The organism is Nemorincola caseinilytica, assembly GCF_039540515.1.
GTDB classification, from domain to species: domain Bacteria; phylum Bacteroidota; class Bacteroidia; order Chitinophagales; family Chitinophagaceae; genus Nemorincola; species Nemorincola caseinilytica.
Genome location: NZ_BAABFA010000009.1, coordinates 153827 through 178776 on the forward strand (window position 1 = coordinate 153827; position 24950 = coordinate 178776).

Sequence of the window (24950 nt, forward strand, 5' to 3'; positions counted from 1 at the left end):
GGAGACATAAGTACTTGTTAAAGCCTATCCCACCTTTTTCTGCTTTATCTTGTGTTACATTTCTTTTCTACATGAATGGACGTTACCTATGGCGGCATCTACTGCATGGCATATTGCTGTGTGGTCTCCTATGCCCTATGGTCATCCATGCACAGGGTACCTCTGCCGGTACAGGCTTCGGTATACAGGCCTCGTTGCTGGCAGGTAAGGTTTTCAAACACGAGGCCAAGTTCACCCTGCCCATACCCACCCTTACCACCGGCGCCGATGCCAACCTGGTATGGCGCACCTACGGCCGCAAAGAGTGGCAGCAGCGCCGCCACTACCCACGGCTGGGCCTGGGCATCACAGGTATGCGCTATGGTATAGATAGCGTATACGGTTCTGTCTTCGGCATATACCCCAATATCACCCTGCCTCTGGCAAAGACCCCCTCATTAGAGTGGACCCTGCGCCTCGGCACCGGCATCAGTTATGTCACCCGCCGCTTCGATAGGACCGGTCCGGTAAATACCGTCAATGTGGCCATCAGTGCCCATGTCAACGACCTCATCATGCTCCGCTCCGATGCCGAATACCACCTCAGCGATCATTACACCATTCATGCCGGGGCTTTCCTCACGCACATATCCAATGGCTCCGTACGCAAGCCCAATCTCGGTGTGAATGTAGCGGGTATCACAGCGGGCATCAGCTACTATCCCGTCACATCGCGCCCCGCCCTGCTGGTGCGCGACCTTCGCCCCCTGCCAGCCCGCTACCTCTTCCAGTTGCGCTACAGTATGTCGCTCGTATCGGCCTATACATGGGGCGGGCCTTTATACCCGGTCTACATCACCACGGCATATGCCAGCCGCCGCTGGCGCAGCCACAACAAGGTCTTCGCCGGGCTAGACCTCTCTTACCATCAAAGCATCAATGCCTTCCTGCGCAACAATGGCCTGGAGGCCGGGCACGAGCCGCAGCGCTCCTATAAGGCCGCCCTCCTGGCAGGCAACGAGTTCTTGCTGGGCCGTGTGGGCATCACACTGCAGGCAGGAGTCTACATCAGGCAGGCCTACCTGCGCCGCGAGGATGTATACCAGAAGGTGACCCTCAATTACTATTGCATACAGCGCGAGCATGGCGCGCTCAAAGAGCTCTTCTTCTTTACCGGCCTCAAGACCCACCTCAATGTTGCCGAGATGGGCGAGCTGGGTATAGGTCTAGGTCTCTGATGTCCGCATAAAAACACAAAGGACGTACACCCTGCGGCATACGTCCTTTGCTGTAGCATTCGATAAAGGGCCAACTATCCCTTGTCGTTCTTCTTGGCCTGTTCCATAAAGTATTCGTTCTTGTCCTTGCCCCAGTGTGGCTTCGCTATATCGGTCACGCCGGCCTCCTTCGCAAAAAGTCCATTGGCCTTCTCAAAGTAGGGCATGGCCGCATTCGCTCCCCCGCCAAATTGTTTTGGGGTAAAGTACTTGCTCACACCCTGCAGGTAGTACATGCGGGGGTTCTCGGGGTTCACCTCCTGCGCGCTCTTCAGGTTCTGGGTAAAGAGCTCTCCATACTTCTGCCAGCGGTTCATGGGATCTACGGCCATGCGTGCATTGGCTATCATGGCGGCCAGCACATAGGTCTCGTCATTGTCCTTCTTCAGTATGCTCACAGCATCTTCCCTTTCTTTCTCTGCCTCGTCCAGGTAGGCATCGCGTTTCTTGGCGTCCTGTTCCATGTACGAAAGCTGTGCCTTGCTGTATGCCACATAGTAGTGTGTGCTCCATTCGGCATCCCACTTCTTGGCTATCAGGGCCAGCTTGTTGGCCTGCTCTACTTTCACCTTCATATCCATGGTGGTGTCAAATGCCAGGAACGTCTTCTCCAGCGGCACCCTGAAATCCTGGGCCGTGGCTGCGGTAGCTATCAGGGCCGTAGCTGCAATAAGGATGTGTTTTTTCATCATTGTCTGTTTTTGTGAGTTATGGTGGTTGGTTGCTTATGTTATTAAAGTTCGTCCTTGCTGAATTCCGACAGCGACATGTTCACGCCGAAGAAAACGGTACGGTAGAGCGCAGGCACTATCTTGCTCATTTCGCCATTTGCGCCATACCTGTAGCCGAACACATTCTTCTGCCTCGTCACATTGTCCACGCTTATGTAGAACACCGTGAACCATTTGCCAAAGCTGCGCAGGTAGGCCGCCGACAGCGACAGGCTGTGATAGTCGGGCGTCACCTCTGTCTGGAAGTTGCTGTGGTCTGTAACGTTGTATATGTTGGGGTTGTAGTAAGGCCTGCCGCTGGCAAAGCTGTAGGTAGCGTTCACGCTCGTTTTCAGCTTGTCTATCCAGTACTTGCCCACTACGTTCAGGTTGTGGTTGGCTATGAAGGTAGGTGTGGCCTGCGTGGGATAGTTCATGTACCTTCTCCTGGTATCTATATAGCTGTACGATACCCAGTAGTCGGCATTCTTTATCGTCTTCTTATCGCGCCAGAAGAGTTCCAGCCCCTGTGCATAGCCGCTGCCATTATTGGTCAGGGTTATGTTGCTGGCAGGTGTCAGCACACGGTATGTGTTAGGGTCAAAGGTAGCAGCGCCCTCTTCCAGTACCAGCTTATCGTACTTCTTATAGTAGCCTTCCAGGCGCAGGGTACGGTTGTCCTGGCTCCACTGCCAGTTGGCTATGTAGTGTGTGGCTACCTGCATATCCAGGTCGTTATAGCCGTTCATAAAAGGAGCTATCAGGTAAAAGTTCGATGCCTGCTGGTAGAACATACCACCCGCCAGCGATGCCTGGCTGTGCGATCCTGTCTTTATGGCCATAGACAGGCGGGGTGCTACCTTGTCCACATTCATCAGTGTGCTGTGCTCGTAACGTACACCCGGCTTTATGGCAAAGCGGTTCACGGGCACCCACTCCAGCTCGGCATAGCCGCCTGTCAGTACTTCGTTGAAATCCTGCTTGTAGATGGTCTTTGCACTATCCTGCATCTCCATAGTGCGCTCCTGGCCAAAGTTCTGCACATCGGTACCTACCAGCAGGTTCAGCCTGCTGTTCATATATCGCTTGCCTTCTATACGGAACTGGTTCCTGTAGTCCACATTATCCATATTGAACACATTGGAGAACTCGCTCCTCGTTTTGTTCCGGCTCACCGATGCCGCCGTGTACAGCATATACTTATGCTTGAACATCTGCTTGTAAGACACATTGCTGTAGTAGTTCTGATCCTTGGTCAGAAAGTTCAGGGTGTCCGCTCCGGCCCTCATAGGGTTGGGTATACTCACACCCGTCAGGTTGTGCTGCGTGTTCAGTGTCACTTTCAGTATGCCGTCCTTATTGGGTTTCCAGGCATAGCGTATGTTGCCATTGCCGCCCTGCGGCACTTTGTAGAATTTGAAGTTGCTCTTTACCACTTCATAAAAGGGCGACAGGTTGGTATAGCCACCGCCTACATCCAGTGAGCTGTTCTTCCATTTCTTCACGCCCGATGCGTATGCACCCGCCATGTTCACGCCCAGGTTTATGGTGCTCTTGTCGGGCAGGTCGGTAGTGTTCAGCTCCAGTATGCCCGATAGCGCCTGGCTGTACCTGGCGCTATAGCCGCCACTGCTGAAAGCCACCCCCTGGTACTGGAACGCGCCGAACCTGCTGCGCGTGGCCACACCCGGCGCACCGCTGAAGAAGGCATTCTGCACCACCATCTCGTCCACTATCACTGCCGCCTCGTTGGCGTCGCCACCGCGTACGAAGAGGCCATTGTCCGGCCCGGTCTGCTGGGTGCCGGGCAGCATCTGCATGGCCTTCACCACATCTGCGCCAGAGCCTGCCGTTGTCACTATATCCAGCGGCTTCAGCACCGTTTTCGACTTATCGTTCGTCGCATCTATCGATCCCGCCGTTATCACCACCGCGTCCAGGTCCCTGCTCATATTGGCCTTCAGGGTTATCAGTATACCCGTCACATCGCCGTTTATCACTATGGGCTGGCCCGCCGTGGCATGGCTCACTTCCGATGCTACTATCGTCTGGTTGCCTGTTTCATCTGTAGTAAAGCTGAAAAAGCCCACGCTGTCCGTAGTACCGCCGTCTATAGTATTGTCCAGGTACACACTGGCGCCCTTTACGGGCTGGTTCCTGTTATTGACCACCTTGCCGCTTATGGTATGCCCGCCGGCTATAAGTGGCAGAAAAGGCAGTAGAAAGAATAAGAGTAGAGAATAAGTGTGTTTCATGTATGATCCTTAATTATGACGCAAAACTATGTCGCGTCCCGCACACAGGCACCTCTATTTCGGCTAAGCGGTAGGTGTTGTCGGTAAATGCCCCTGTGCGAACGGTGAAAATGTTGTTAAAGACCGTTCCGGCACATCAAGCCTCACATATTCCACGCCCTTGTGCCCATCTATGCGAATTTCCTTGCGCCCCTTGTGATATCCCTTTGTGGCCCTTGTGGTCCACAACATTATTGCACAAAAAAGCCCTGCCTTTTACCGGCAGGGCCTTATTAAAGAGATCAGGGTGCATATTAGTTACCGCTTATATGCTCGTTCAGTTCGGTGCGGCTTGCATCAAAGCTGAACACATTGCCCACTTTGAAGTAGTTGCCCTTATCGGTGCAGCGGTCATATGCATACTTCGCGAATTCCAGCTTCGAAGCCTCGAAAGAGAATGTATTGCACACCTGCATTATCTGGTCCGATGTCATGCAGTTCGATGACAGTATGCTCTTTGCCGTAGACAGCTTCGTGTCCTCAAAGCTCGCCTTGTTTATGGTCTCCTTTGCCGAGCGGAAGCTGCCGCCATCCATGGCATAGCCGCAGCCGCTGCCGCGTGCAGGTGGCGCCGGGGGAGGTGTGTTGTACCCGCCATTGTTGCCATAGCCCATATCGCCGCTTGTGGTGGTGGTAGTGGTGGTACGCGTCACGGTATGGCTGGTGGTGCTGGCGCTGCCACCCATCATATCGTCGTTTATGTTTATGTTCATATTCACGCCTGCACCGCCTACACCTACATTCACATTTGCGCCCATGCCGCCTACGTTCATGCTCATATTACCGCCCTGCATACTGCCGCCCGATGTCTGTGTCACCGTGGTCTGTGTTACGGTGGTACCACCCTGTACAGGTGGCGGAGGCGGTGGTACCGGCTGGCCATAGTGCATCACATACATATCTGGCGGCGCCACATAGTTGGGCGGTACAGGTGTGGCAGAGAAGAAGCGTATCTTCATATCGCCGTCCTTCTGTGTCTTTATCTTATAGGTCACATCGGCAGGCGCGCTCGTGCCGGGGTCTACCACGGGTATGTTCTTCGATAGCTCGGGCTTCGTCGCATCCTCAAATATTATTTTCACCGCATAGTTGGGCTGCATCAGGCCATCTATATGTATGTTGGTCATCGGTATGGTGTTCTGCCTCTGGCCGTTCAGCACCAGGTAGAATTTATAACCATCTTCCGAAAAAATGGTCAGTGCGCTCTGCGCGAACAAAGACATCGGGGCCATCGCCAGCAGCATTACCAAAAAAGATCTCATTTTCATATTACTGTTATTTAAGAGCAAAAATAATACTATACTAATAAAAATAGCTGTTCACTATCATATATCCCACAGTTAATATCAGGAAAATATGACGAGAGAGTACAGATATAGGGCGCGGTAAAAGGGTAAGAACAAGGGCTGATCTATACCTGCAAAAGTATCAGATCGCGTACCTGTGTGCGTTCAAAAATGTTGCAAATGCGTATAATGTTGTTGCAAAATGCCCCTTCGTCCTGCTTCCACCCACCCCTAATGCGCGTAAAGAACGTATTTTTACAAGATACCCGCACCCGGCATTGCCGGTATACTTGCTCATATATCCATTCAATTTATCTTTCCCATGGTCGCTGCTTTACTATCCGTATTTATCATAGGTTATTTTCTCATAGCGCTAGAGCATACCGTCAATATCAACAAGGCCGCCACCGCTCTCATTACCGGCGTCCTCTGCTGGACCATATATATCCTTTCCACCTCCGATAAGGAAATAGTATCGCACCAGCTCACCGAGCACCTGGCCGATCTGTCGGGCATACTCTTCTTCCTGCTCGGCGCTATGACGGTGGTAGAGCTTATAGATGCCCACGACGGTTTCAACATCATTACCGACCGCATAATACAGACAGATAAAAGAAAACTTCTCTGGATCATTTCCGCTATCACCTTTTTCCTCTCTCCCCTGCTCGATAACCTCACTACCACCATCGTCATGGTATCGCTTATCCGCAAGCTTATAGACGCCCCACACGACAGGTACATATTCGCGGGCATGGTGGTAATAGCAGCCAATGCCGGGGGCGCATGGTCGCCCATAGGCGATGTCACTACCACCATGCTGTGGATAGGCGGGCAGATAACCGCTGCCAATATCACCCGCCAGCTTTTCATACCCGGCCTCCTCAGCCTGGTAGTGCCCCTGCTTGTTCTGTCTGTAAAAATGAAGGGAACGGTCACACGCCCCGCCTCTACCGATCAGCATACCGATATCATCCTTCCCCGCCGCCAGCAGTACATCGTACTCTGCTCGGGTTTCGCCATCCTTGTCTTTGTGCCCATTTTCAAGTCCCTCACGCATCTGCCGCCCTACATGGCCATACTCATAGGCCTCGGCGTATTGTGGACCATCACCGAGGTGATGCATGGCCGTCGCCCGCCACAGGAAAAGAACAAGCTTTCCGTAAGCCGCGCCCTGCAAAAGATAGATACGCCCAGCATCCTCTTCTTCCTGGGTATACTCCTCAGCATATCTGCCCTTCAGTCTACGGGCATACTGGCCGAGGCCGCCACATGGATGTCACAGAACATACCCAGCGAGAACGCCATCGCGCTCTCCATAGGCCTGCTTTCGTCGGTGGTAGATAATGTACCCCTCGTGGCGGCCATACAGGGCATGTACTCCCTGCAGCAATATCCTACCGATCATTTCTTCTGGGAATTCCTGGCCTATACCACAGGCACCGGCGGTAGTGTGCTCATCATAGGCTCTGCCGCAGGCGTGGCAGCCATGGGTATGGAAAAGATCAGCTTCACATGGTACCTGCGCCACATCAGCTGGCTGGCCCTCATAGGTTTCTTTGCAGGCGCCCTGTTCTATATGTTCATGGCATAATGCCCATACCGACAGGCCGTCGAATTCATCATTCAATAGTGTCGGATAACACCTCCCTCTCCTTCGGAGAGGCCTCAGAATTTCGGGCACACCATCTTCTTCGCTATGCCCTTATTGGTAAAGTCGCCCGTATGGAAGAGTGTCACCTCTACACCACCTGCCATCTTGCTGGCCGGCACCAGGGTCGATGTGTTCACATCGTAGCTCACACCCAATGCAAAGGAGTTGTACTTCACGCGCAGCACGGGTATCACGGCATCGCGCAGGCGGTAGAAGGCGCCGCCCGTCAGCACAAAGGTCTGCTGTTCGGTGAGGTAGCGGGTCCAGCTTACCAGTGTGCCTGCTATTATCTCGCGGTAGGTACCCTGCATGGCCACATTGCCCTGCATCTGTATCAGCACCGATTCCGTTACGTTAAAGCCTGCGGCCCCGTTGGCATTCAGGCGCATGTTCTGCTTCACATCCTCTACCTGGTAATAAGAGAATTTCGGCTGTGTGAAGTGATAACCCGATACACCTATCATGTACGACACATTGTTGTCCCTGCCGCCACTGGAGTTGTAGTTGATACCCGCGCCCAGGTCCCAGAAGCTCATTTGCGCATTGGCTATGTTCTCCATGCTGGGCAGCATGGGGTCGAAGCGCCCACCCTGGAACTGGTTGTTGAACGTGGCCTTTGCCGGGTCGAAGCTATATTGCAGATGCCCACCCGTGAACCCCACCGACAGGTAGGCGTTCTTGTCCACGTTCATCGATTTGTTATAGTTTATGGCCGGGTATACGCCTGTTATCTTCTGGTCTATGCTGCCTGCTTTATCGCCAAAGGCCAGCACACCGAAGCTGAAAAAATCCTCCGACATAGAACTTACCGGCACACGGCCCTCGCCGCTCACCAGCTTGGTCTCAAAAGGGTGGCTTATGGTGCTCCACTGGTTGCGGTAGTACACGCCCACCTTATAGTCGCTGGCGAACACGCCCGTCAGTGCGGGGTTTCGCAGTATGGATGTTTCATAGAACTGGGAAAAGTGTATATCTGCCTGCGCCGCGGCCAGCATAGGCAGGCAGCACAGTGGCAGCAGGGCCAGCGCCCTTATGGCACGCCTGCGGGTATATCGCAGCGCTACGCCGGCCTTGTTCAGGCCGGCGCACCACTTTGTATCTGTAGCTCTATTGCTCATTCTCTATCCTACCTTATTATCGTTACATCGCCTTTTATGAATATATCCTCGCCGGTATAGCACAGCGCCTCTACTATGTATACATATACATCGGGCTTGGGTATGCCGCCCTTATAAGAGCCGTCCCATGCGTTGTCCGCATCGTTCAGCATTATGTTCTCCCGCTCAAAGAGCAACTCGCCCCAGCGGTTGTATATACGGAAGGCCTTCACCGCCTTCACCCCTATACCCCTGGGGTAGAAGACATCGTTCTGCCCGTCGCCGTTAGGTGTAAAGGAGTTGGGTACGAACACCTGGCTGTTCTCGCAGTATAGCAGTATCGTCACCGAGTCCGATGCACGGCAGCCATGCTTCGATACCACATCGGCATAGTAGGTCGAATTGACCGACATGGTGGCCACTGGGTTCATACAATCCCCGCAGCTCAGTGTCTCCGTCGGCGACCATTCTATGGCCGCTATCTCGGTACCCGTAGCGTTCAGTTGGGCAGATGAACCTGCCACCAGTCGCTGGTTAGGGCCTGCATCTACCGTAGGCAGCGGGTATATCACCACTGTCACATAGTTGGTATCGGGTATACAGCTTCCCAGTTGCGCTATGGCGGTGTATATCACCGTATATGGCGGCGTAGCTATCGGGTTCGATATAGTATTATCGTTCAGCCCTGTTGCAGGCAGCCACAGGTAGGTATGCCCTCCCGTATCGAAGAGCGGCACCGGTACGCCAAAGCATACCGCGGTATCGCCCCATGCATTGGCTATGGTGTGTGTACGCAGCTTCACTGTTACTGTTGCCGTATCTATACAGCCGCGGGCATCGGCACCCGTTACGGTATATATGCTCTCTACGCTGGGGCTGGCATTGGTGGGGTTGCAGGCCGTACAGCTCAGCGTGGGTGGGCCGGCCCATGTATAGCTCACTGCACCATAGCCATGCAGCGTAGCAGGGTCGCCCACACATACTACGGTATCGGCATCGGCCGTCACCACGGGTGGCGGCTCTACCACCAGCGTATGCGTAATGGTGCCCGTACAGCCCCATGCGTTCGATACCACCAGTGTCACAGGGTAGGTGCCCGGGGTAGTGATGGTATATGTGGGCGATGGCAGTGTGCTGGTATTGCCGTCATACGTCCATGTCCAGCTATTGACGGGGTTCCAGTATCCTGTGCTGGAGTCTATGAAGGTGAACGGCATACCGATACATACAGGGCTCGGCTCGGTATTGAATTTAGGTGTCACCGCATCTACCTTTATCGTGTCCAGGCCCACACTTGCCGACTGGCAACCTGTATTGTCGCTCAGCAGCAGCTTGGGCACATACGCACCCGGCGTCACATATGTATGTGATATGGTATCGGTAAATGATACCGTGCTCGTATAACCATCAGAGAAGTCCCACGTTATAAAGGGCACATTGGTGAGCGATGCCGTGAAGTAGACGGTAAGCGGCGCACAGCCCTGCAGCGGGCTGTAAGACAGCGCACCTGCGTAGCCGAATATGTTCACATAGTGCAGGGCAGTGTCCTTGCAGCCATACATATTGGTGGCTATCAGCCGCACAGGGTACAGCCCCGATGCTATGTACATATTGCTCGGCGATACTATGGTAGATGTGCCCCCGTCGCCAAAGGCCCAGTTATACCCCGTAGCGCCGGTGCTGGTATTGGTAAAGTTCACAAAGAGCGGCGGGCATACCGATACCGAATCGCTCATGGTAAAGGCCGCCGTCGGTTTCGTTACCTGTATATATCCCGGGTAGGTCACCTCATCGGTGCAGCCATGCGAGTCCACTATGGTCAGCTTCACATTGTACGATCCCGTTGCTGAGTATGAGTGTGTGGATGTAGACCCCGATCCCGTCGGCGATCCGTCTCCGTAATCCCATGTATAGCTGGATATAGGCCCGCCCGATGAAGTACTGGTGAACGTGACCGGCGATCCTATACAAGGCCGTGTAGGCGCCCCCGAGAACGATGCCACAGGGTCCCATACCGTCACTGCCGCCGTTTGCTGCGCAGAGTCCTTACAGCCCAGGTTGTCCGTCACTACCAGCTTCACGGTATAGGTACCTCCGGCGGTGTAGGTAAATGTGGCCGGCGTACCCGTACCGGTGCCCAGTGGTGTACCCACGCCCCAGGTCCATACATAGCTCACCAGCGAAGAGCCTGTAGTAGGCGTACTGGTGCTGGTAAAGACCGCATTCAGCGGCGCGCAGCCACTTGATGGCGCTATGGTAAAGCCCACCGATGGCGCCGTTACCAGTATCATGTCCACCATTCTCATGGTGTCCCAGCAGTTATTGGTATTGCGCACCCGCAACATTATGGTATGGTAGCCCGTTACGGTAAAGGTATGCGACACTGTTGGCGATCCCGGGAAGGGTATCGTAGTGCCTATCGGCGTACCGTTCTCATACCATTGATACTCCATCTCCGGCCCCCCCGATACCGATGCCGTAAAGGTCACGGTCTCGCCCCGGCATATGGCCGTTCGGTCTGCGGTAAAGTTGGGTATCAGGCTGTCTATGTATACCGTGGTAATGGCAGTATCGCGGCATCCGCTGGCAGCATTGTAGGTGGCAAGCTGTATGGTAAAGGTACCGAAGGTGGGGAAGTCATGTACCGGGTCCTCTAGCGTGGATGTAGTACCATCGCTAAATATCCACAGGTGACTGTCATCGCCCATCGAGTTGTTGAAGAAGTTCACCCTGTGCCGTGGCCTGCACAGTATGGTCTTGCCTATTATCGATTTCGGAGAGTCTACCCTTATATAATCCACTATCTGGTAGGTCGTTCCCCGGCACCCATTATAATATGGCGTCACCGATGGCGTGAAGTAGACCCCCGGCACCGTATACACATGCGATACAGGAAGGCCTGTAGTATCTATAAGCGATATACCGTCATCAAATTCCCAATGGTATTCATCTACCGGCCCTACTACCACCGTGGGGGTGAAGATGACCGGTATATGGTCGCCATAGCACACATGCCTGGGCGATGCGCTGAATATGACCTGCGGCGGTGTGCCCACTTCCACCTCCAGCGAATAGGTCACCGGGCAGCCGTTGGCAGTGATGGCCGTTACCGTCACCGTATATGTACCTACCGCAGTATATGTGTGCGATGGTGCGGACGCACCGCTGGTAGGCGCGCCATCGCCAAAGTTCCATACAAAGGAACCCAGCGGCCCATAAGGGTAGGGCGCAACACCGGGTCCGGGTATGGATGTCTGCAGGCTGGTGGTGAAGTTCACCGTCAGTGGTACACAACCCCTGCGTGGGCTTGCAAATGCGGTAAAGAGTATGTCGTATATGGTTATGCTGCCTACTATCTTCCTGGGGCAGCCATGGTCAGGGTCTGTCACGGTCACGGTGGCGGTCTTCACGCCATTGGTGGGATAGGTCACATTTATCGGGTTGGTGGTCCCGGTGCCGCCGCCCGATGAGAAGCTCCAGTTATACGTCGATCCGGGGGCTGCACCCGTTACCGAGTACGTTATAGTGGCCGGTGCCGGACATGGCTCCAGCGGGTTTATGCTCATCGTCATGGGTGGTGCATCCACCACTACTATAGTGTGTATCACCGAGTGACTGCATGGTCCCTGTGTCACGGTGAGTGTCACATTGTACACACCGGGTGTGGTATAGGTGTGCGACCCATGCGTGCCGGTACTGGTGCCGCCATCGCCATAGTTCCACGATGCGCCCGAGAATGGCGTGGTGGTGGTATTGGTAAAAGAGGCCAGGGAGTTGATGCATATGGTATCAGGCCCGGTAAATGCCGCCGCCAGATTACTTATCACTACGTTCGATACGATGGTATCCATACAGCCGTTACCATCCGTCACTATCAGCCGCACGGGAAAGGTACCGGTAGCGCCATATGTGTGAGACGGAGATGCGCCCGTTCCTGTGCCGCCATCGCCAAAATCCCATGCATAAGTAAGCCCCGGTGTACCGGTGCTGGTCGATGAGAAAGGTATGGTTATAGGTGGGTTACACCCGCCGCCCGGGCTCGTAAAACCCGCCACCGGCGGGTTGAAGACATGTACATACGCACTTTTTACCAGCGATGCCTGGCACCCCTGCGCATTGGTCACAAAAAGGGTCACCGTATAGTTGCCGGGCGCACCATAGGTATGCATCGCCGGGCTCGATGTTGTGGTAGGGCTTCCATCGCCCCAGTTCCAGGTACAGGTCATGCCGCCGGGTACACCGGCAATGCTGGTATTGGTAAAGGTGATGGGCGTACCGGGGCATACCGATGTATCGTTGGCCGTAAAAGTTACCGTGGGTGGGGGGTACACTGTTATGGCCACGGTATAGGTACCTACCGACGAGCCGTTAGTGGCCGTAAGCGTCACTATATGCGTGCCGGGCGTAGTGAAGCTGGTAGACGGATTGGTAAGCACCGATGAGCCGGACACGCCGAAATTCCACGAATAGGTGGTACCACCGGCCGGTGTTGTAAAATTGGTGAAGTTCACCAGCAATGGCGCGCATCCTACGGCCGGGGTAGCCGTAAAGCTAGCTGTGACCTGTGCGCCTACCTCAGGGGTGGCGAACAGTGCCAGTATGGCAATATAAAATGCCAGTTTCAAGGACCTCATATGGTGTATAGTTCTAATTCAAGGTGATGTAGAAAAATAAAGATAATAATATTGTGTTAAAAATAGACGGGTGCGAACGACAAAAGGTTAGAATAAGAGAAAAATATATTAAAATTTATTTGCTGCCATATATTAGTTGCTGATCCCCTTAATATTGGCGAACGGGTTGCATATGGCATGCATATATGTGTTCTCCGAGCAGGCCGATAGGAGCGCAGGCCTGTTCGGGAGCAGATAGGATGGTAGATGTTATTAACTATGGCGCAATGTAGTAGCCCAAATGTTAGTACGCTCAATAACGGGCATACCGGCACATAGCCGTTGCATAAGAAGTGATCGGTATTTTTCATGGAAAAAGCATTACCCCAGCATCCCTTCCAGCTCTTCTTTCTTTAGCAGTACAAAGGTCTTCTTGCCATCGGGTGTCAGCTCTGGCTGGGTACAGGCAAAAAGCTCGTCTATCAGCGCCTGCTGGTTCTCGGGCTGGTTCATGCCCTGCGTGCTCAGCGACATCCTTCGGGCCATGCCTGCCAGCAGCATATCCGTACGGCGGCTCACGGCATCGGGGGCCTCATGTTTCAGTTGCTCCACTACTTCGTCCATGGCATTCTTTTCCTCGCCCGCAGGCAGGCCGGGCGGTATGCCCTGCACGGCAAAGGTGTTCTTGCCCAGCGCCGATATATCAAAGCCTATCCGCGCCAGGTCCGGCAGGGCATCCTGCAGTAGCAGCGCATCCTGCGCATTGAACTCATACGATGCCGGGAACAGTACCCGCTGCGATGCAGCGCTCTCTGTGTTCCATTCGCGCAGCAGGCGCTCGTAGCAGATGCGCTCCTGCGCCCGGCGAATGTGTATCAGCATCATGCCGCTCTTCACCGTAGTGGCCAGCATAGCGCCCTGTATCAGCATCATATTGCTCTTGCCTTTACCCTCGCTATCGCCAAATGCTGCACCCTGCTGCTCTGCAGGCGGTGGCTGTGCCCCGGCTATGTTCATTGCTGCCGGCGTTGCAGCTATCTCGTATAGTTCTTTCCAGTGGCGCAGGCTGTCGTTGCGCTCTATGGCATGTGCCTGCCCGCCCCCGCTAAAGGTGTTGAACAGGTAGCCCTTCTGCGTCTCCTCCCGCTGGCGGTCGGTCACAGGCAGGTTCACGCTGGATAGTCGTTGTATCTCGGGGTTCAGGGTAAAGTCCAGCGAGGGCGCTATGTTGTACCGCGCCAGCGAATGCTTCACGGCCGCACCCAGGTAAGAGTACATCAGCCGGTCGTCCTCGAATTTCACCTCCTGCTTCGTAGGGTGTACATTCACATCCACCCTTGCCGGGTCGGCCTCCAGGAACAGTACATAGAACGGGAACGAATCTTTCTCTATCAGCCCCTCATATGCCTGTACCACAGCATGGTTCAGGTAGGGGTGTTTTATAAAACGGCCATTGATGAAGAAGAACTGCATGCCGCGCGTGCGCGTACTGGCCTGCGGCTTGCCTACGAAACCATATATGTTCAGCAGGTCGGTACGTTGCTCTACGGGCACCAGGTTCTTTTCGTACGATGCCCCCATCAGAGCCACTATCCGTGCCTTCAGCGTACCCGGCTCCAGCCGGTGCTGCTCTGTGCCATTGTTCCACAGCCTGAAACCTATAGATGGGTTGGCCAGCGCCACACGGGTAAATTCGTCCAGCACATTGCGCATCTCTGTGGTAGTGCTTTTCAGAAAGTTGCGGCGCGCAGGTACGTTGTAGAACAGGTTCTTCACGCTTATGCTGGTGCCCGGTCTTGTGGCGCAGGGCTCCTGCACCTTTACATCGGTGCCCTCTATCACTATGCGCGTACCTGCCTCCACATCGTGCCGGCGTGTCTTCATCTCTACCTGTGCCACCGCCGCTATAGATGCCAGCGCCTCTCCACGGAAGCCCATGGTGCGAATGGTGAACAGGTCCTCTATGCTTTTTATCTTCGATGTAGCATGCCGCTCAAAGCTCATGCGGGCATCCGTAGGGCTCATGCCCTTGCCGTTGTCCGTCACCTGTATCAGCTCCTTGCCCGCATCCTTCACTATCAGCTGTATATCGGTAGCGCCCGCATCTATGGCGTTCTCCAACAGCTCCTTCACCGCCGATGCCGGTCGTTGCACCACCTCGCCCGCGGCTATCTGGTTCGCTATATGCTCCGATAACAGTTCTATTACATCAGCCACGCTACAAAGAAATTATTTGTGTGCAAAGGTAATGGGTTGGATGCAAGGCAGAAAGGTGTACTTCTTCCCATATTCATTAGGCGTCACCACAATGACCGCTTACTCTATAAGCTCATTTAATTTGAAGAATAGATAAAAATATAGCTTGAGCAGGTCAAGATCCACATCAGGTATCTTTCTTTTCCATCTGTCAAGAACATTTAAAGAACTCCATATCGCTGATGCAATTACTTTCTGAGCTTCTAGCTTAGTAGGCGCACTTACAAAGGCATCATGATCAATAGATATGCTATATTCAAAACTGTCTTCTATTTCAAAAGGAACACCATGCACTACCATACTCTTTTTTCCCCTTGTGTATCTAACGCGGGGCTCCTTCTTTTTAAAAAGTGTGAATTCCGGTCCTATGCAAATGATCCCTATTGTGAACATCTTTATACCATCACCGCAGTTCTTGTCAGCAAAGAAATGTGTAAGCGCATCCGACAGATCGGTGACCTGTTGGGATCGGTCATTTCTCAAACTCGATATTTCTGCTAAGCCTACTTCCATAAACGATCAGGAATGTTGCCTGAACACACACGAAACTATAAAAAATAATAGATACATGTTTTTATCACCTTTGGTACGAGAAACATCATGCAACGCCCTTCTTTGCCTTAGGTATGTACATGCCCATTTTTCTCTGCTCCAAATATCATATGTCTTTGTTCTCTAACTTTAGAAGCTTTACATCATATGGACCGATCGGAAGTTATCCAAAATTTTGTCCGCAACTTTATTCAAAGGACAAGCGAGAGCGTTCGTTGTTTCTACTTAATAGTGAGAATAAACGACAGAAATTTACTGATAAGCTGAACCATAACTGGGACGACCTTTTAGATACCCTGCCACTGGTAAGCCTTGATAAAGACCGGGCCGGATACCTACAAGTAAAAAGTTTGCTGCATATAAGTGACAATGATCCTTGTTACATCATCTCAGATGATGATAGCGACAATACATTTTTACCCTTCAGAGACGCTTTTAAGAAAGTCGATGAGGCCAGCTTTGGCTCATTACTGATAAACATAAATGCTAGTAAGCTGTTTCTAAAACCTGAAGTTGTTCAAGGGCATACACCACGCTACATTGGCATAAAATGACCCCGGTTTGCCTCCCGGCCACTAGAAAGTCTGGCATGCTGCCCACCTCCTCCCTTTAGGCAGAGGTCGGGAGGGTTTCGTATCTTACACCCTTATGACCATCCACTTCAAGCCCACCGAAGACGACAGCCTTACCTACCAGCTCTACTTCGCCTCGCGCTCAGAGCGTATCCGGAAGAAGCGCCGCAATGCCAAGATCCGCTTCCCCATCATCATGGCCATTGTCATAGCCTACACCATAGCTATGGGGCATTATACACTGGCAGGCATATATGCCGTTTTTGCCGTGGCATATGTTATCTGGTACACCTGGTACGAGCCCCGTCACTACCGCAAACATTACCTCTCCTTTGTGCGGGAGAATGCCCGGCCCGATGAGCTTCCCGTTAGCATGACCTTCGGCCCCGATGAGGCCACACAAGATACCGCCACCTCACATGCCACGCTACACTACAGCACCTTCGAAGAGATAGCCGAGCTGCCCGGGCAGATACTGCTGCGCATGGGTACACAGGCCATCATTATACCCAAAGATCAGGTGCCCGATGCTGCCGCACTCACCTCCTTGCTCAAAGACATAGCCACCCGCCACAGCATACCCTATGTCGATGACCGCACATGGGTATGGAAATAATGCACCGCACACATACACAGCATTAATAATAATTTATCATCCATCCCATCCGTTATCCCTAATTTTGCCCACCCACCAAAGGAATACGGATGAACAGCAGGGAATTCATAGAGGCGGCCCTCCGCGAAGATGTAGGCGCCGGCGATCTTTCTACACTGGCTTGTATAGCGCCCGCCGCCACCGGCCGCGCCATACTGAAGATAAAGGAAGATGGCCTGCTGGCAGGTGTGGCGCTGGCACAAGAGATATTTCACTACCTGGAGCCGCAGGCTACTTTTACCCTCTACAAGCACGATGGCGATAGCGTACATGCCGGCGAAACGGCCTTCGAGGTATCGGCCAGCGTACATACCATACTCAAGGCCGAACGCCTGGTGCTCAATTGCATGCAACGTATGAGCGGCATAGCCACCCTCACCAGCCTGTATGTGGCCGCAGTAAAGGGCCACAAGGCCCGGGTGCTCGATACCCGCAAGACCACTCCTCTCTTTCGCATGTGCGAGAAAGAGGCCGTGCGCATAGGCGGCGGCCGCAACCATCGCATGGGCCTCTACGATATGGTGATGCTCAAGGACAATCATATCGACTTCTGCGGTGGTATAGAGCAGGCCATAGAGCGCACCAATACCTACCTGCGCACCACCGGGCAGAATGTGAAGATAGAGATAGAGACCCGCAGCATAGACGATGTGCGCCGTGTACTGGCCGTTGGCCAGGTGCATCGCATCATGCTCGATAACTACACACCCACCCAGCTTGCCGAGGCCGTGACACTTATAAATGGGAAGTACGAAACAGAAGCATCGGGCGGTATCACCTTAGAGAACATTGCCGAATATGCGGCTACCGGTGTCGACCTCATTTCGGTGGGCGCCATCACACACCATGCCGTCAGCCTGGACCTGAGCCTGAAAGCCCAACTCACATGAGCAAGCGGCACATAGTGTTCATCGTCAATCCCAGGTCGGGCATAGAGCGGCAAAAAGAGATAAGCCATGCCATAGATGCCCACCTCGATAGCGATCTGTACACGCACGAGATACGCCTTACCGAATATGCCAAACATGGCACCCTGCTGGCGCGGGAAGCCGCAGCACAGGGCGCCTATGCCGTAGTGGCCGTTGGCGGCGATGGCTCTGTGAACGATGTGGTACATGGCCTTGCCGGTACCGATACCGTACTGGGCGTCATACCCAAAGGCTCGGGCAATGGCATGGCGCGCACCATAGGTCTGCCCCTCACTACCGATGAGGCCGTTAAGGTCATCAGCGCCGGCAAGACCCTGGCCATGGATGTTGGCTATGCCAACGAACGCATATTCATAAGCAATGCAGGTGTGGCCTTCGATGCCCTTATCTCCAAAAAATTCGCAAAGAGCGAGAAGCGCGGACTGGCCGTGTATAGCTGGCTTGTGACCAAGCATATGTGGCTCTACAAGACCTGGAACTTCCATATAGAGATAGATGGAAAGATCATGAACGAGCGGGCCTTTATGGTGGTAGTGGCCAATGGCACCCAGTTCGGCTACAACTTTCGCATAGCGCCCATGGCCAGCTATACCGATGGCCTGCTGGATGTGATAATAGTGCGCCGTTTCCCCAAGATACTCGGTGGCATCATAGCCCTGCGCGCCATGACGGGCACCATAGATAAGAGCCGCTATGTACGCCACTTCACAGGCAGGGAGATGACCATATCGCACCCGCAGCTACGCCTCATGCAGACGGACGGCGATGCGCATGAATGTGCCAGCAGCATCACCTTCCGCATAAAGCCCGGCGCACAGCGGGTCATAGTTCCGTAATTCTGTCCTACTTCGTTGCCGGCACGAACTTGGTCACATTGTTCACCTGCGGTGGTATGCTGCGCAGGTAGGCATATATGGCCGCCAGGTCTTCGCGGCTCATTTTGCCATACATGGTCCATGGCATTATAGTGTTGAACGAGCCCATGGGCACACCCGGCGCCACATAGCCGCTATCGGCAAATGCCCTGAAGCGGTTGATGAACACATCCTCTGTCCAGCTGCCTATGCCCGTGTTCACATCAGGCGTTATGTTCGATGAGCGCAGTATCGATCCGTCGTGGAAACGGAACTCCCTGCCACCGCTGTATTCCAGCTCTTTTATTATCTGTCCGCGTTTCTCGCGGGTATGGCATTCGTTGCAGCCGCTGGCATTCACCAGGTAGGCGCCATATGCCAGCTTATCTGCCGGGCTTGGGCGCTTGCCCGGTACGGCCTTGGCCGGTATGGTATTGATGATGATGTTCATCGGAAAGTCCGAGTGCGACTCTGCCACTTTGTTCTCTATACTGGGCAGTGTGCGCAGGTAGGCTATTATGCAGTGTATGTCCTCGGGGTCCATCTTCGCATAGTGTGTGTAGGGCATCACGGGGAACATGGCCCTGCCTTCCTTCGTTACTCCCGTGGTTATCACGCGGTACAGCTCGCCATCGCTGTAGCGGCTTATACCATAGGGCGTTATGTTGCGCGAGTAGTAGGTGCCGGGGAAACCCAGCTTCTTATCAAAGGTCTCACCACCCTTGCCCACAGTACCCGGCACCAGCGGGCCAGAGTATTTGGTCCAGTCGCGGGTAGAGTGGCAGTCCATACAGCCGCATACGGCATAGGCCAGGTATTCGCCACGCTGCACCTTTTCGGGTGTTGTCTCTACTTTCAGGTCGGGGGCCTTGCCTACATTGGGCAGGGCCACCAGCGCATAGGTTATCAGCGTACCTACGCCTACTATTACCACCAGCAGCAGGATACCTATTACTTTCAATACCTTTTTCATAACAGCTTTTTTGTGAATGACCCGAAATAAAAAGTGACATCGCTACGACACATCGTGTCATAACAATGTCACAAGATAATGAGACATTTATATTTTTAAACTATCGGAGCAAAAAATATAGCCCGCCTATCATGTAGATGATGATGCCGGCAATGGCCAGCAGGAACAGGTAGCCTGCATAGTGCATAATAGAAGATACGGCCTTGTTCTGCACGCGTACCTTACCCAGTTCTTTTATCTGTTTCCCTATTTCCTGTTCCATATGGGCGGTGTTATTCTTCGCCGGTGAGGTCGTATATCTTCTGTATGTTCTTCAGCACTGCGTCAAAGTCTATCGCCAGGTCCTTTATATGCCCCGTCTCCAGGTCAAAGACCCAGCCGTGTACCACGGGGTATCTGTTCTTCATATAGCTCTTCTGCACCACGGCCATCTTTATCACGTTTATGCACTGCTCCTGCACGTTCAGCTCGGCCAGGCGGTCGTAGCGCTTGTGTTCGTCCTGTATGCCATCCAGCTCGGCCTGGTGCAGGCGGTACACATCGCGTATGTTGCGCAGCCATGGGTTCAGTATGCCCATGTCTTTGGGTTGCATCGCAGCCTTTACCCCGCCGCAGTTGTAGTGGCCGCATACTATTATGTGTTTCACATGCAACTGCGCTACCGCATAGTTCACCACCGACATCGCATTCAGGTCCACACTGGCCACTACATTGGCTATGTTCCTGTGTACGAATACCTCTCCCGGCTCCAGCCCCATTATCTCGTTGGCAGGTATGCGGCTGTCAGAGCAGCCTATGTACAGGAACTCCGGCGACTGCTGCCCGGACAGGCGCTCGAAGAAATGCTTGTCCTTTGCCATCATCGATGCTACCCATCGGCGGTTGTTCTCAAAAAGTTCCTCGTAGGTGGTCATAAGTGCAACTTTCAGACAATATTACATAATGAATGGAATAAAGATTTCAAAAACAGGCGATAACGGTTATTTTTACACCCTTAATAATAAAATAAGGTAATAATGAAACTGGTCACATATTCGGATAATGGACGCGAGCAGCTGGGCTTCCTGGTGAATGGCAATATATATGCCACTACCGCGGCCGACAGCAGCCTGCCCGCTACCATGAGCGAACTGCTGCAGAACTGGGAGGCCAGGATAGATGCAATGAAGGCCACGGCTACCGCGATAGCCCAGGGCAATACCACTGCCGAAGGCATTCCTTATACAGGTATGAATGTGCTGGCCCCCGTGCCGCGCCCCACATCCTGCAGGGATGGCTACGCCTTTCGCCAGCATGTGGCGGCCGCAAGGCGCAACCGAAAGGTGGATATGATAGCCGAGTTCGACCAATACCCTATTTTCTACTTCACTAATCACAATGCCATACAGGGCCCCGGCGACATACTGTGTATGCCCGACCATTTCAAAAAGCTCGATTTCGAGCTGGAGGCGGCCATAGTCATATGCAAAAAGGGCAGGAACATCACCGCTGCCGAAGCCGATAGCTATATAGGCGGCTACATGATAATGAACGACATGAGCGCCCGCACCCTGCAGATGGAAGAGATGTTGCTGAACCTGGGGCCCGCCAAGGGCAAGGATTTCAGCACCGTCATAGGGCCCATACTGGTGACCCCCGATGAGCTGGAGCCTTACAAGATACCCGCCAAGCCCGGCCATACCGGCAACAATTACGCCCTGAAGATGACCTGTACCGTGAACGGCGTGCAGGTAAGCGAGGGTAATGTGGGCGATATGGACTGGACATTTGCCGAAATAGTAGAGCGCTGCGCCTATGGCGTAGATATACTGCCCGGCGATGTGATAGGCAGCGGCACTGTAGGTACAGGCTGTTTCCTGGAGCTGAACGGTACCGGCAAACTGACGGATCCCAATTACAAGGAACAATGGCTGCAGGCAGGCGACGTGGTAGAGATGGATATAGCCCATTTAGGACATTTAAGCAATACAATAGTTGCAGATAAGACAGATCTGAGTATCTTGGGGCTGAAGAAAATGGGCTAGTGGCCCTGAAGGGCATTTTTGCGCCTCTGAAAAAGCACACAACAACTAATTTGGTCGACCTGGAAAGATAGATGACAGCAAGTACGATAGTAGGTGTAATAGGCTCCGGAGCAATGGGGGCCGGCATAGCGCAGGTAGCTGCGGCGGCCGGTCATAAGGTGGTGCTATACGACAGCAACCCCACCGCGCTGGAAAAAGCAAAGAACAACCTCACCGCTACCCTCGCCAAGCTGGAAGAAAAAGGAAAGATACCATCTGCAAAGGCCATCCTGGACAGGATGACATTCGCAGAGCGGGTGAACGCTTTTGCCGATTGCGGCCTGGTAATAGAGGCCATAGTAGAGAAGCTGGACATAAAACAGGCCGTTATGGCCAAGGTAGAGAGCGTGGTAGACAAGGCCTGCGTACTGGCCAGCAATACTTCATCGCTGTCCATCACCTCTATAGCCGCGGCCTGCACCGTGCCATCGCGCGTCATAGGGCTGCATTTCTTCAATCCTGCGCCGCTTATGGCGCTGGTAGAGGTGATACCCGCCCTGCAGACAGACCCGGAACTGGTACTACAGGCCACCGCCCTTATGAGAACATGGGGCAAAACACCGGTAGTGGCCAAAGACACCCCCGGCTTTATAGTGAACCGTGTGGCAAGGCCATTCTATGGCGAAGCCATTCGCATATACGAAGAAGGACTGGCCGATATGGCCACCATAGATCATGCAATGACCACATACGGAGGTTTCCGTATGGGGCCATTCACCCTTATGGACCATATAGGGCATGACGTGAATTATGTGGTCACCGAGACCGTCTTCCAGTCCTTCTACTTCGACCCCCGCTACAAACCGTCCTTCTCCCAGAAAAGGCTGCTAGAGGCAGGCTGGCTGGGCAAGAAGACAGGCAGGGGTTTCTACGATCATACTGCCGGGGCAGAAATGCCGACGGCCGATACGAATGAGGAAAAAGCAAAGATGATAGCAGAGCGCATTATAGCCATGCTCATCAACGAAGCTGTGGATGCGCTGCATCTGGGAGTGGCCTCTGCCACCGACCTGGAGACCGCTATGACCCGGGGTGTGAACTACCCTAAAGGGCTATTGGCGTGGTGCGATGAATGGGGCAGCGAAAAATGCCTGTCGCTGCTCGATGCGTTGTACAACGAATATCATGAGGACCGGTACCGTGCGAGTGCATTATTGAGAAAACAGGCTATGGGAAATAAAAAATTTGTTTAATTTTCGGTGATGAAACCAATTCTCCTGGCTCTTTTATTATCTTTTTCCGCTGTCACGGGATACTCCCAGAAGAATTCGATAATAGGCGTTTTTGCAGGTGGTGGCATAGCTACTACCAGCAATTACGATGTAGCATTGTCAGGTGGTATTGATTACGCGAAAGGCCTCAATGTCTGGTCTTTCTTAGGAATGGAAGTAGCCTATCAGCAGTTCTCCCTACTTTACGACAACGAAGCCAACGGCGCCAAAAGGGCCACCGGTTTTGCAGGCGAGATACTGCGCCACAATAGCGCCTACCTCTTTCTTTCCCCAAAATTCAGGTACTGTGCAGGCCGCTACCGCAATACACACATCTATGTAAATGCCGGTATAGGTATGAATATGGGCGGCTACGACTCGCTGCGCCGCTGGAGCTCCATATCTACCCCCAACGGCATAGTGCGCTCCGATACTACGCTCGATCAGTCGGCCAATATCAAAAGCATGGTGCTGCGTGTAGGTATGGGTATCACCCAGTACTTATACATGGGCAACAACTGGCGATTCACCTTCACAGGCGACTTCGGCTTTCTGCCCGGCAGCCTCACCGAGACCGGCAATCCTTCGGTAGATGTGTCGCGTACACCCTACAGCCCCTCCAAGCTCAACCCCACATACATATCGCTGCGCATAGGTATATCCCGCACCCGCAACCGATAAGCTACCTGCATAGTACCAAATGATACACGGCCTATGAAACATCGTATACTTATAGCGCTGCTTTGCTGTGTATGTATATCTGCCTCGGGGCAGGGCGGTATGTATGGTGCGCAGGCGGGCATGGGCTATACGCCCGGCTATGCATCGCGCCTCACACCTGCTGTAGAGGCCTATTACCTGCACAAGGTCATGTACCATTTCTATGCCGGGGGCTCGCTCTTCTTCCAGCGCTATTCGTTCAAGACCGATGTAGGCTCCGGCGCTGCCCACTATGGCAATGTGCTGAGTATGGAACAACGTTCCAGCTACATCTTCCTTTCGCCCAAGGTCGATTATGCCATCAATTACCGCAGCTACTTCCATGTCTTCGCCACCTTTGGCCTGGGTGTGCGCGTGGGCGGCAGAGAGCTCTCCTATACCCACTCTCCCATCTGGACAACGCCCGGCGGCACACCATATGGCGCCGATACCCTTGCGGTCAATACATCCTACAACCTGCCCGGCACTAAGGCGCGCTTCGGGTTCGGTCTCGCAGAGCGCATTCCCACGCTCCGTTTCTGGAACATCATGTTATCGCAGGAGGTAGGCTTTATGCCGGGCAGCCTCAGCAAGGGCCCATATGCCCTTAGCACACCCTATGTATGCTTCCAGGTAGGCATCATGCACAAGTACCCGCAGGTGTTCGTAGAATATTAGGTCTGCAGAAAAAGGGTCACAGGTAGCGTTCCTGTACCACGTTCATATGGTGGCGCACATGCCCCAGCATTATGTATGCCCATGCGCGTGCGGTGGTCATACGGCCGTCCACATTGCTGGCCTGCAGCCATTTGTCTTTTGCAAAGCTCATGAGCATCAGCTCTGTGGCACCCCGTACCGCCGCGAACTCCTCTATTATATCTTCCATCGGCCGGCCGGTATTGTCCACACCGGCGGCATACAGGTTCTCGTCCATCAGGCCCAGCACGGTATGGCTGTCGCCGCGTGCGGCCGCCAGGGCGCGGTAGCTCATCACCCGCTCGGTATCTATTATGTGCACCAGTATATCCTTTATGCTCCACTTGCCGGGGGCATAGCGGTAGTTGTGCATCTCCTCAGGAATATCGTGGAACAGTTGCAGTGCCGCATCTGTCTCCTGCCACATCACAGTAGCCAGGTCGCCATCCATAAGTGTTCGAAAGTCGTTATGGTGATTTATTCATCTTTGTTGGATCCCCTCCACACAGGAGTACTATTTCTTTTATTAATTCCTCTTCGAGGTCTAGAGCGAATTTTAGTTTGGTGATCTTATACCCCGTCA

The 24950-nt window shown here is 53.4% G+C and carries 21 protein-coding genes; 10 read left to right on the forward strand and 11 right to left on the reverse strand.

Annotation, left to right across the window (positions count from 1 at the left end):
• The first annotated feature begins 71 nt into the window (after positions 1-71).
• Positions 72-1217: an acyloxyacyl hydrolase gene (locus tag ABD843_RS07230; RefSeq protein WP_345080737.1), complete on the forward strand. Its 1146-nt coding sequence runs from the start codon at positions 72-74 to the stop codon at positions 1215-1217.
• 74 nt (positions 1218-1291) lie between these two features.
• Here ABD843_RS07230 and ABD843_RS07235 read toward each other — a convergent pair whose 3' ends face one another.
• From ABD843_RS07235 to ABD843_RS07245, 3 genes are all read right to left on the reverse strand, one after another.
• On the reverse strand, positions 1292-1948 hold the full coding sequence (locus ABD843_RS07235; RefSeq protein ID WP_345080740.1) for a hypothetical protein: 657 nt from the start codon (positions 1946-1948) through the stop codon (positions 1292-1294).
• A gap of 41 nt (positions 1949-1989) precedes the next feature.
• Entirely contained in the window at positions 1990-4221 is a 2232-nt protein-coding gene (locus ABD843_RS07240; RefSeq protein ID WP_345080743.1) for a TonB-dependent receptor, read from the reverse strand.
• 293 nt (positions 4222-4514) lie between these two features.
• A complete protein-coding gene (locus tag ABD843_RS07245; RefSeq protein ID WP_345080746.1) occupies positions 4515-5522 on the reverse strand; it encodes a proline and serine-rich protein 1 family protein in 1008 nt (335 codons plus the stop codon).
• A 346-nt stretch (positions 5523-5868) separates the two neighbouring features.
• On the opposite strand from ABD843_RS07245, the gene nhaD reads away from it, so the two are divergent.
• The gene (gene nhaD / locus ABD843_RS07250; protein WP_345080749.1) at positions 5869-7137 is read left to right on the forward strand and encodes a sodium:proton antiporter NhaD; all 1269 of its coding nucleotides are present in this window, start codon (positions 5869-5871) and stop codon (positions 7135-7137) included.
• A gap of 74 nt (positions 7138-7211) precedes the next feature.
• Here nhaD and ABD843_RS07255 read toward each other — a convergent pair whose 3' ends face one another.
• The 4 genes from ABD843_RS07255 to ABD843_RS07270 form a co-directional block, all read right to left on the reverse strand.
• Positions 7212-8315 (reverse strand): PorP/SprF family type IX secretion system membrane protein, encoded by a 1104-nt coding sequence (locus tag ABD843_RS07255; RefSeq protein WP_345080752.1) that lies wholly within the window; start codon positions 8313-8315, stop codon positions 7212-7214.
• 8 nt (positions 8316-8323) lie between these two features.
• Positions 8324-12928 carry a PKD domain-containing protein gene (locus ABD843_RS07260; protein WP_345080755.1) on the reverse strand — a complete coding sequence of 1535 codons (4605 nt, stop codon included), beginning with the start codon at positions 12926-12928 and terminating at the stop codon, positions 8324-8326.
• A gap of 360 nt (positions 12929-13288) precedes the next feature.
• Entirely contained in the window at positions 13289-15124 is a 1836-nt protein-coding gene (gene mutL / locus ABD843_RS07265; RefSeq protein ID WP_345080758.1) for a DNA mismatch repair endonuclease MutL, read from the reverse strand.
• 99 nt (positions 15125-15223) lie between these two features.
• Positions 15224-15676 carry a hypothetical protein gene (locus ABD843_RS07270; RefSeq protein ID WP_345080761.1) on the reverse strand — a complete coding sequence of 151 codons (453 nt, stop codon included), beginning with the start codon at positions 15674-15676 and terminating at the stop codon, positions 15224-15226.
• Positions 15677-15825: 149 nt separating this feature from the next.
• Between ABD843_RS07270 and ABD843_RS07275 the strand changes: the two genes are divergently transcribed.
• The 4 genes from ABD843_RS07275 to ABD843_RS07290 all read left to right on the forward strand — a co-directional run bounded on the left by ABD843_RS07275 (position 15826) and on the right by ABD843_RS07290 (position 18707).
• On the forward strand, positions 15826-16269 hold the full coding sequence (locus ABD843_RS07275; protein ID WP_345080764.1) for a hypothetical protein: 444 nt from the start codon (positions 15826-15828) through the stop codon (positions 16267-16269).
• 94 nt (positions 16270-16363) lie between these two features.
• Positions 16364-16903: a YcxB family protein gene (locus tag ABD843_RS07280; RefSeq protein ID WP_345080767.1), complete on the forward strand. Its 540-nt coding sequence runs from the start codon at positions 16364-16366 to the stop codon at positions 16901-16903.
• An 89-nt stretch (positions 16904-16992) separates the two neighbouring features.
• Positions 16993-17832: a carboxylating nicotinate-nucleotide diphosphorylase gene (nadC, locus tag ABD843_RS07285; RefSeq protein WP_345080769.1), complete on the forward strand. Its 840-nt coding sequence runs from the start codon at positions 16993-16995 to the stop codon at positions 17830-17832.
• Positions 17829-18707, forward strand: a complete 879-nt coding sequence (locus ABD843_RS07290) for a diacylglycerol/lipid kinase family protein (RefSeq protein WP_345080772.1) — start codon at positions 17829-17831, stop codon at positions 18705-18707. The genes nadC and ABD843_RS07290 overlap by 4 nt, the downstream gene beginning before the upstream one ends.
• A 7-nt stretch (positions 18708-18714) precedes the next feature.
• On the opposite strand, the gene ABD843_RS07295 is transcribed toward ABD843_RS07290, so the two are convergent.
• From ABD843_RS07295 to ABD843_RS07305, 3 genes are all read right to left on the reverse strand, one after another.
• Positions 18715-19698: a c-type cytochrome gene (locus tag ABD843_RS07295; RefSeq protein WP_345080775.1), complete on the reverse strand. Its 984-nt coding sequence runs from the start codon at positions 19696-19698 to the stop codon at positions 18715-18717.
• 100 nt (positions 19699-19798) lie between these two features.
• The gene (locus ABD843_RS07300; protein WP_345080778.1) at positions 19799-19960 is read right to left on the reverse strand and encodes a hypothetical protein; all 162 of its coding nucleotides are present in this window, start codon (positions 19958-19960) and stop codon (positions 19799-19801) included.
• Positions 19961-19970: 10 nt separating this feature from the next.
• Positions 19971-20612 (reverse strand): carbonic anhydrase, encoded by a 642-nt coding sequence (locus tag ABD843_RS07305; RefSeq protein ID WP_345080781.1) that lies wholly within the window; start codon positions 20610-20612, stop codon positions 19971-19973.
• Positions 20613-20714: 102 nt separating this feature from the next.
• Here ABD843_RS07305 and ABD843_RS07310 point away from each other — a divergent pair, with 102 nt between their 5' ends.
• The 4 genes from ABD843_RS07310 (at position 20715) to ABD843_RS07325 (ending at position 24349) form a co-directional block, all read left to right on the forward strand.
• A complete protein-coding gene (locus ABD843_RS07310; RefSeq protein WP_345080784.1) occupies positions 20715-21722 on the forward strand; it encodes a fumarylacetoacetate hydrolase family protein in 1008 nt (335 codons plus the stop codon).
• 71 nt (positions 21723-21793) lie between these two features.
• Positions 21794-22954, forward strand: coding sequence for a 3-hydroxyacyl-CoA dehydrogenase NAD-binding domain-containing protein (locus ABD843_RS07315; RefSeq protein ID WP_345080787.1), 1161 nt, complete (start codon positions 21794-21796; stop codon positions 22952-22954).
• A gap of 9 nt (positions 22955-22963) precedes the next feature.
• Entirely contained in the window at positions 22964-23653 is a 690-nt protein-coding gene (locus tag ABD843_RS07320; RefSeq protein WP_345080790.1) for a hypothetical protein, read from the forward strand.
• Between the two features lie 33 nt (positions 23654-23686).
• Positions 23687-24349, forward strand: a complete 663-nt coding sequence (locus ABD843_RS07325; protein ID WP_345080793.1) for a hypothetical protein — start codon at positions 23687-23689, stop codon at positions 24347-24349.
• 16 nt (positions 24350-24365) lie between these two features.
• Here ABD843_RS07325 and ABD843_RS07330 read toward each other — a convergent pair whose 3' ends face one another.
• Positions 24366-24818 carry a DinB family protein gene (locus tag ABD843_RS07330; RefSeq protein WP_345080796.1) on the reverse strand — a complete coding sequence of 151 codons (453 nt, stop codon included), beginning with the start codon at positions 24816-24818 and terminating at the stop codon, positions 24366-24368.
• Positions 24819-24950 lie beyond the last annotated feature (132 nt).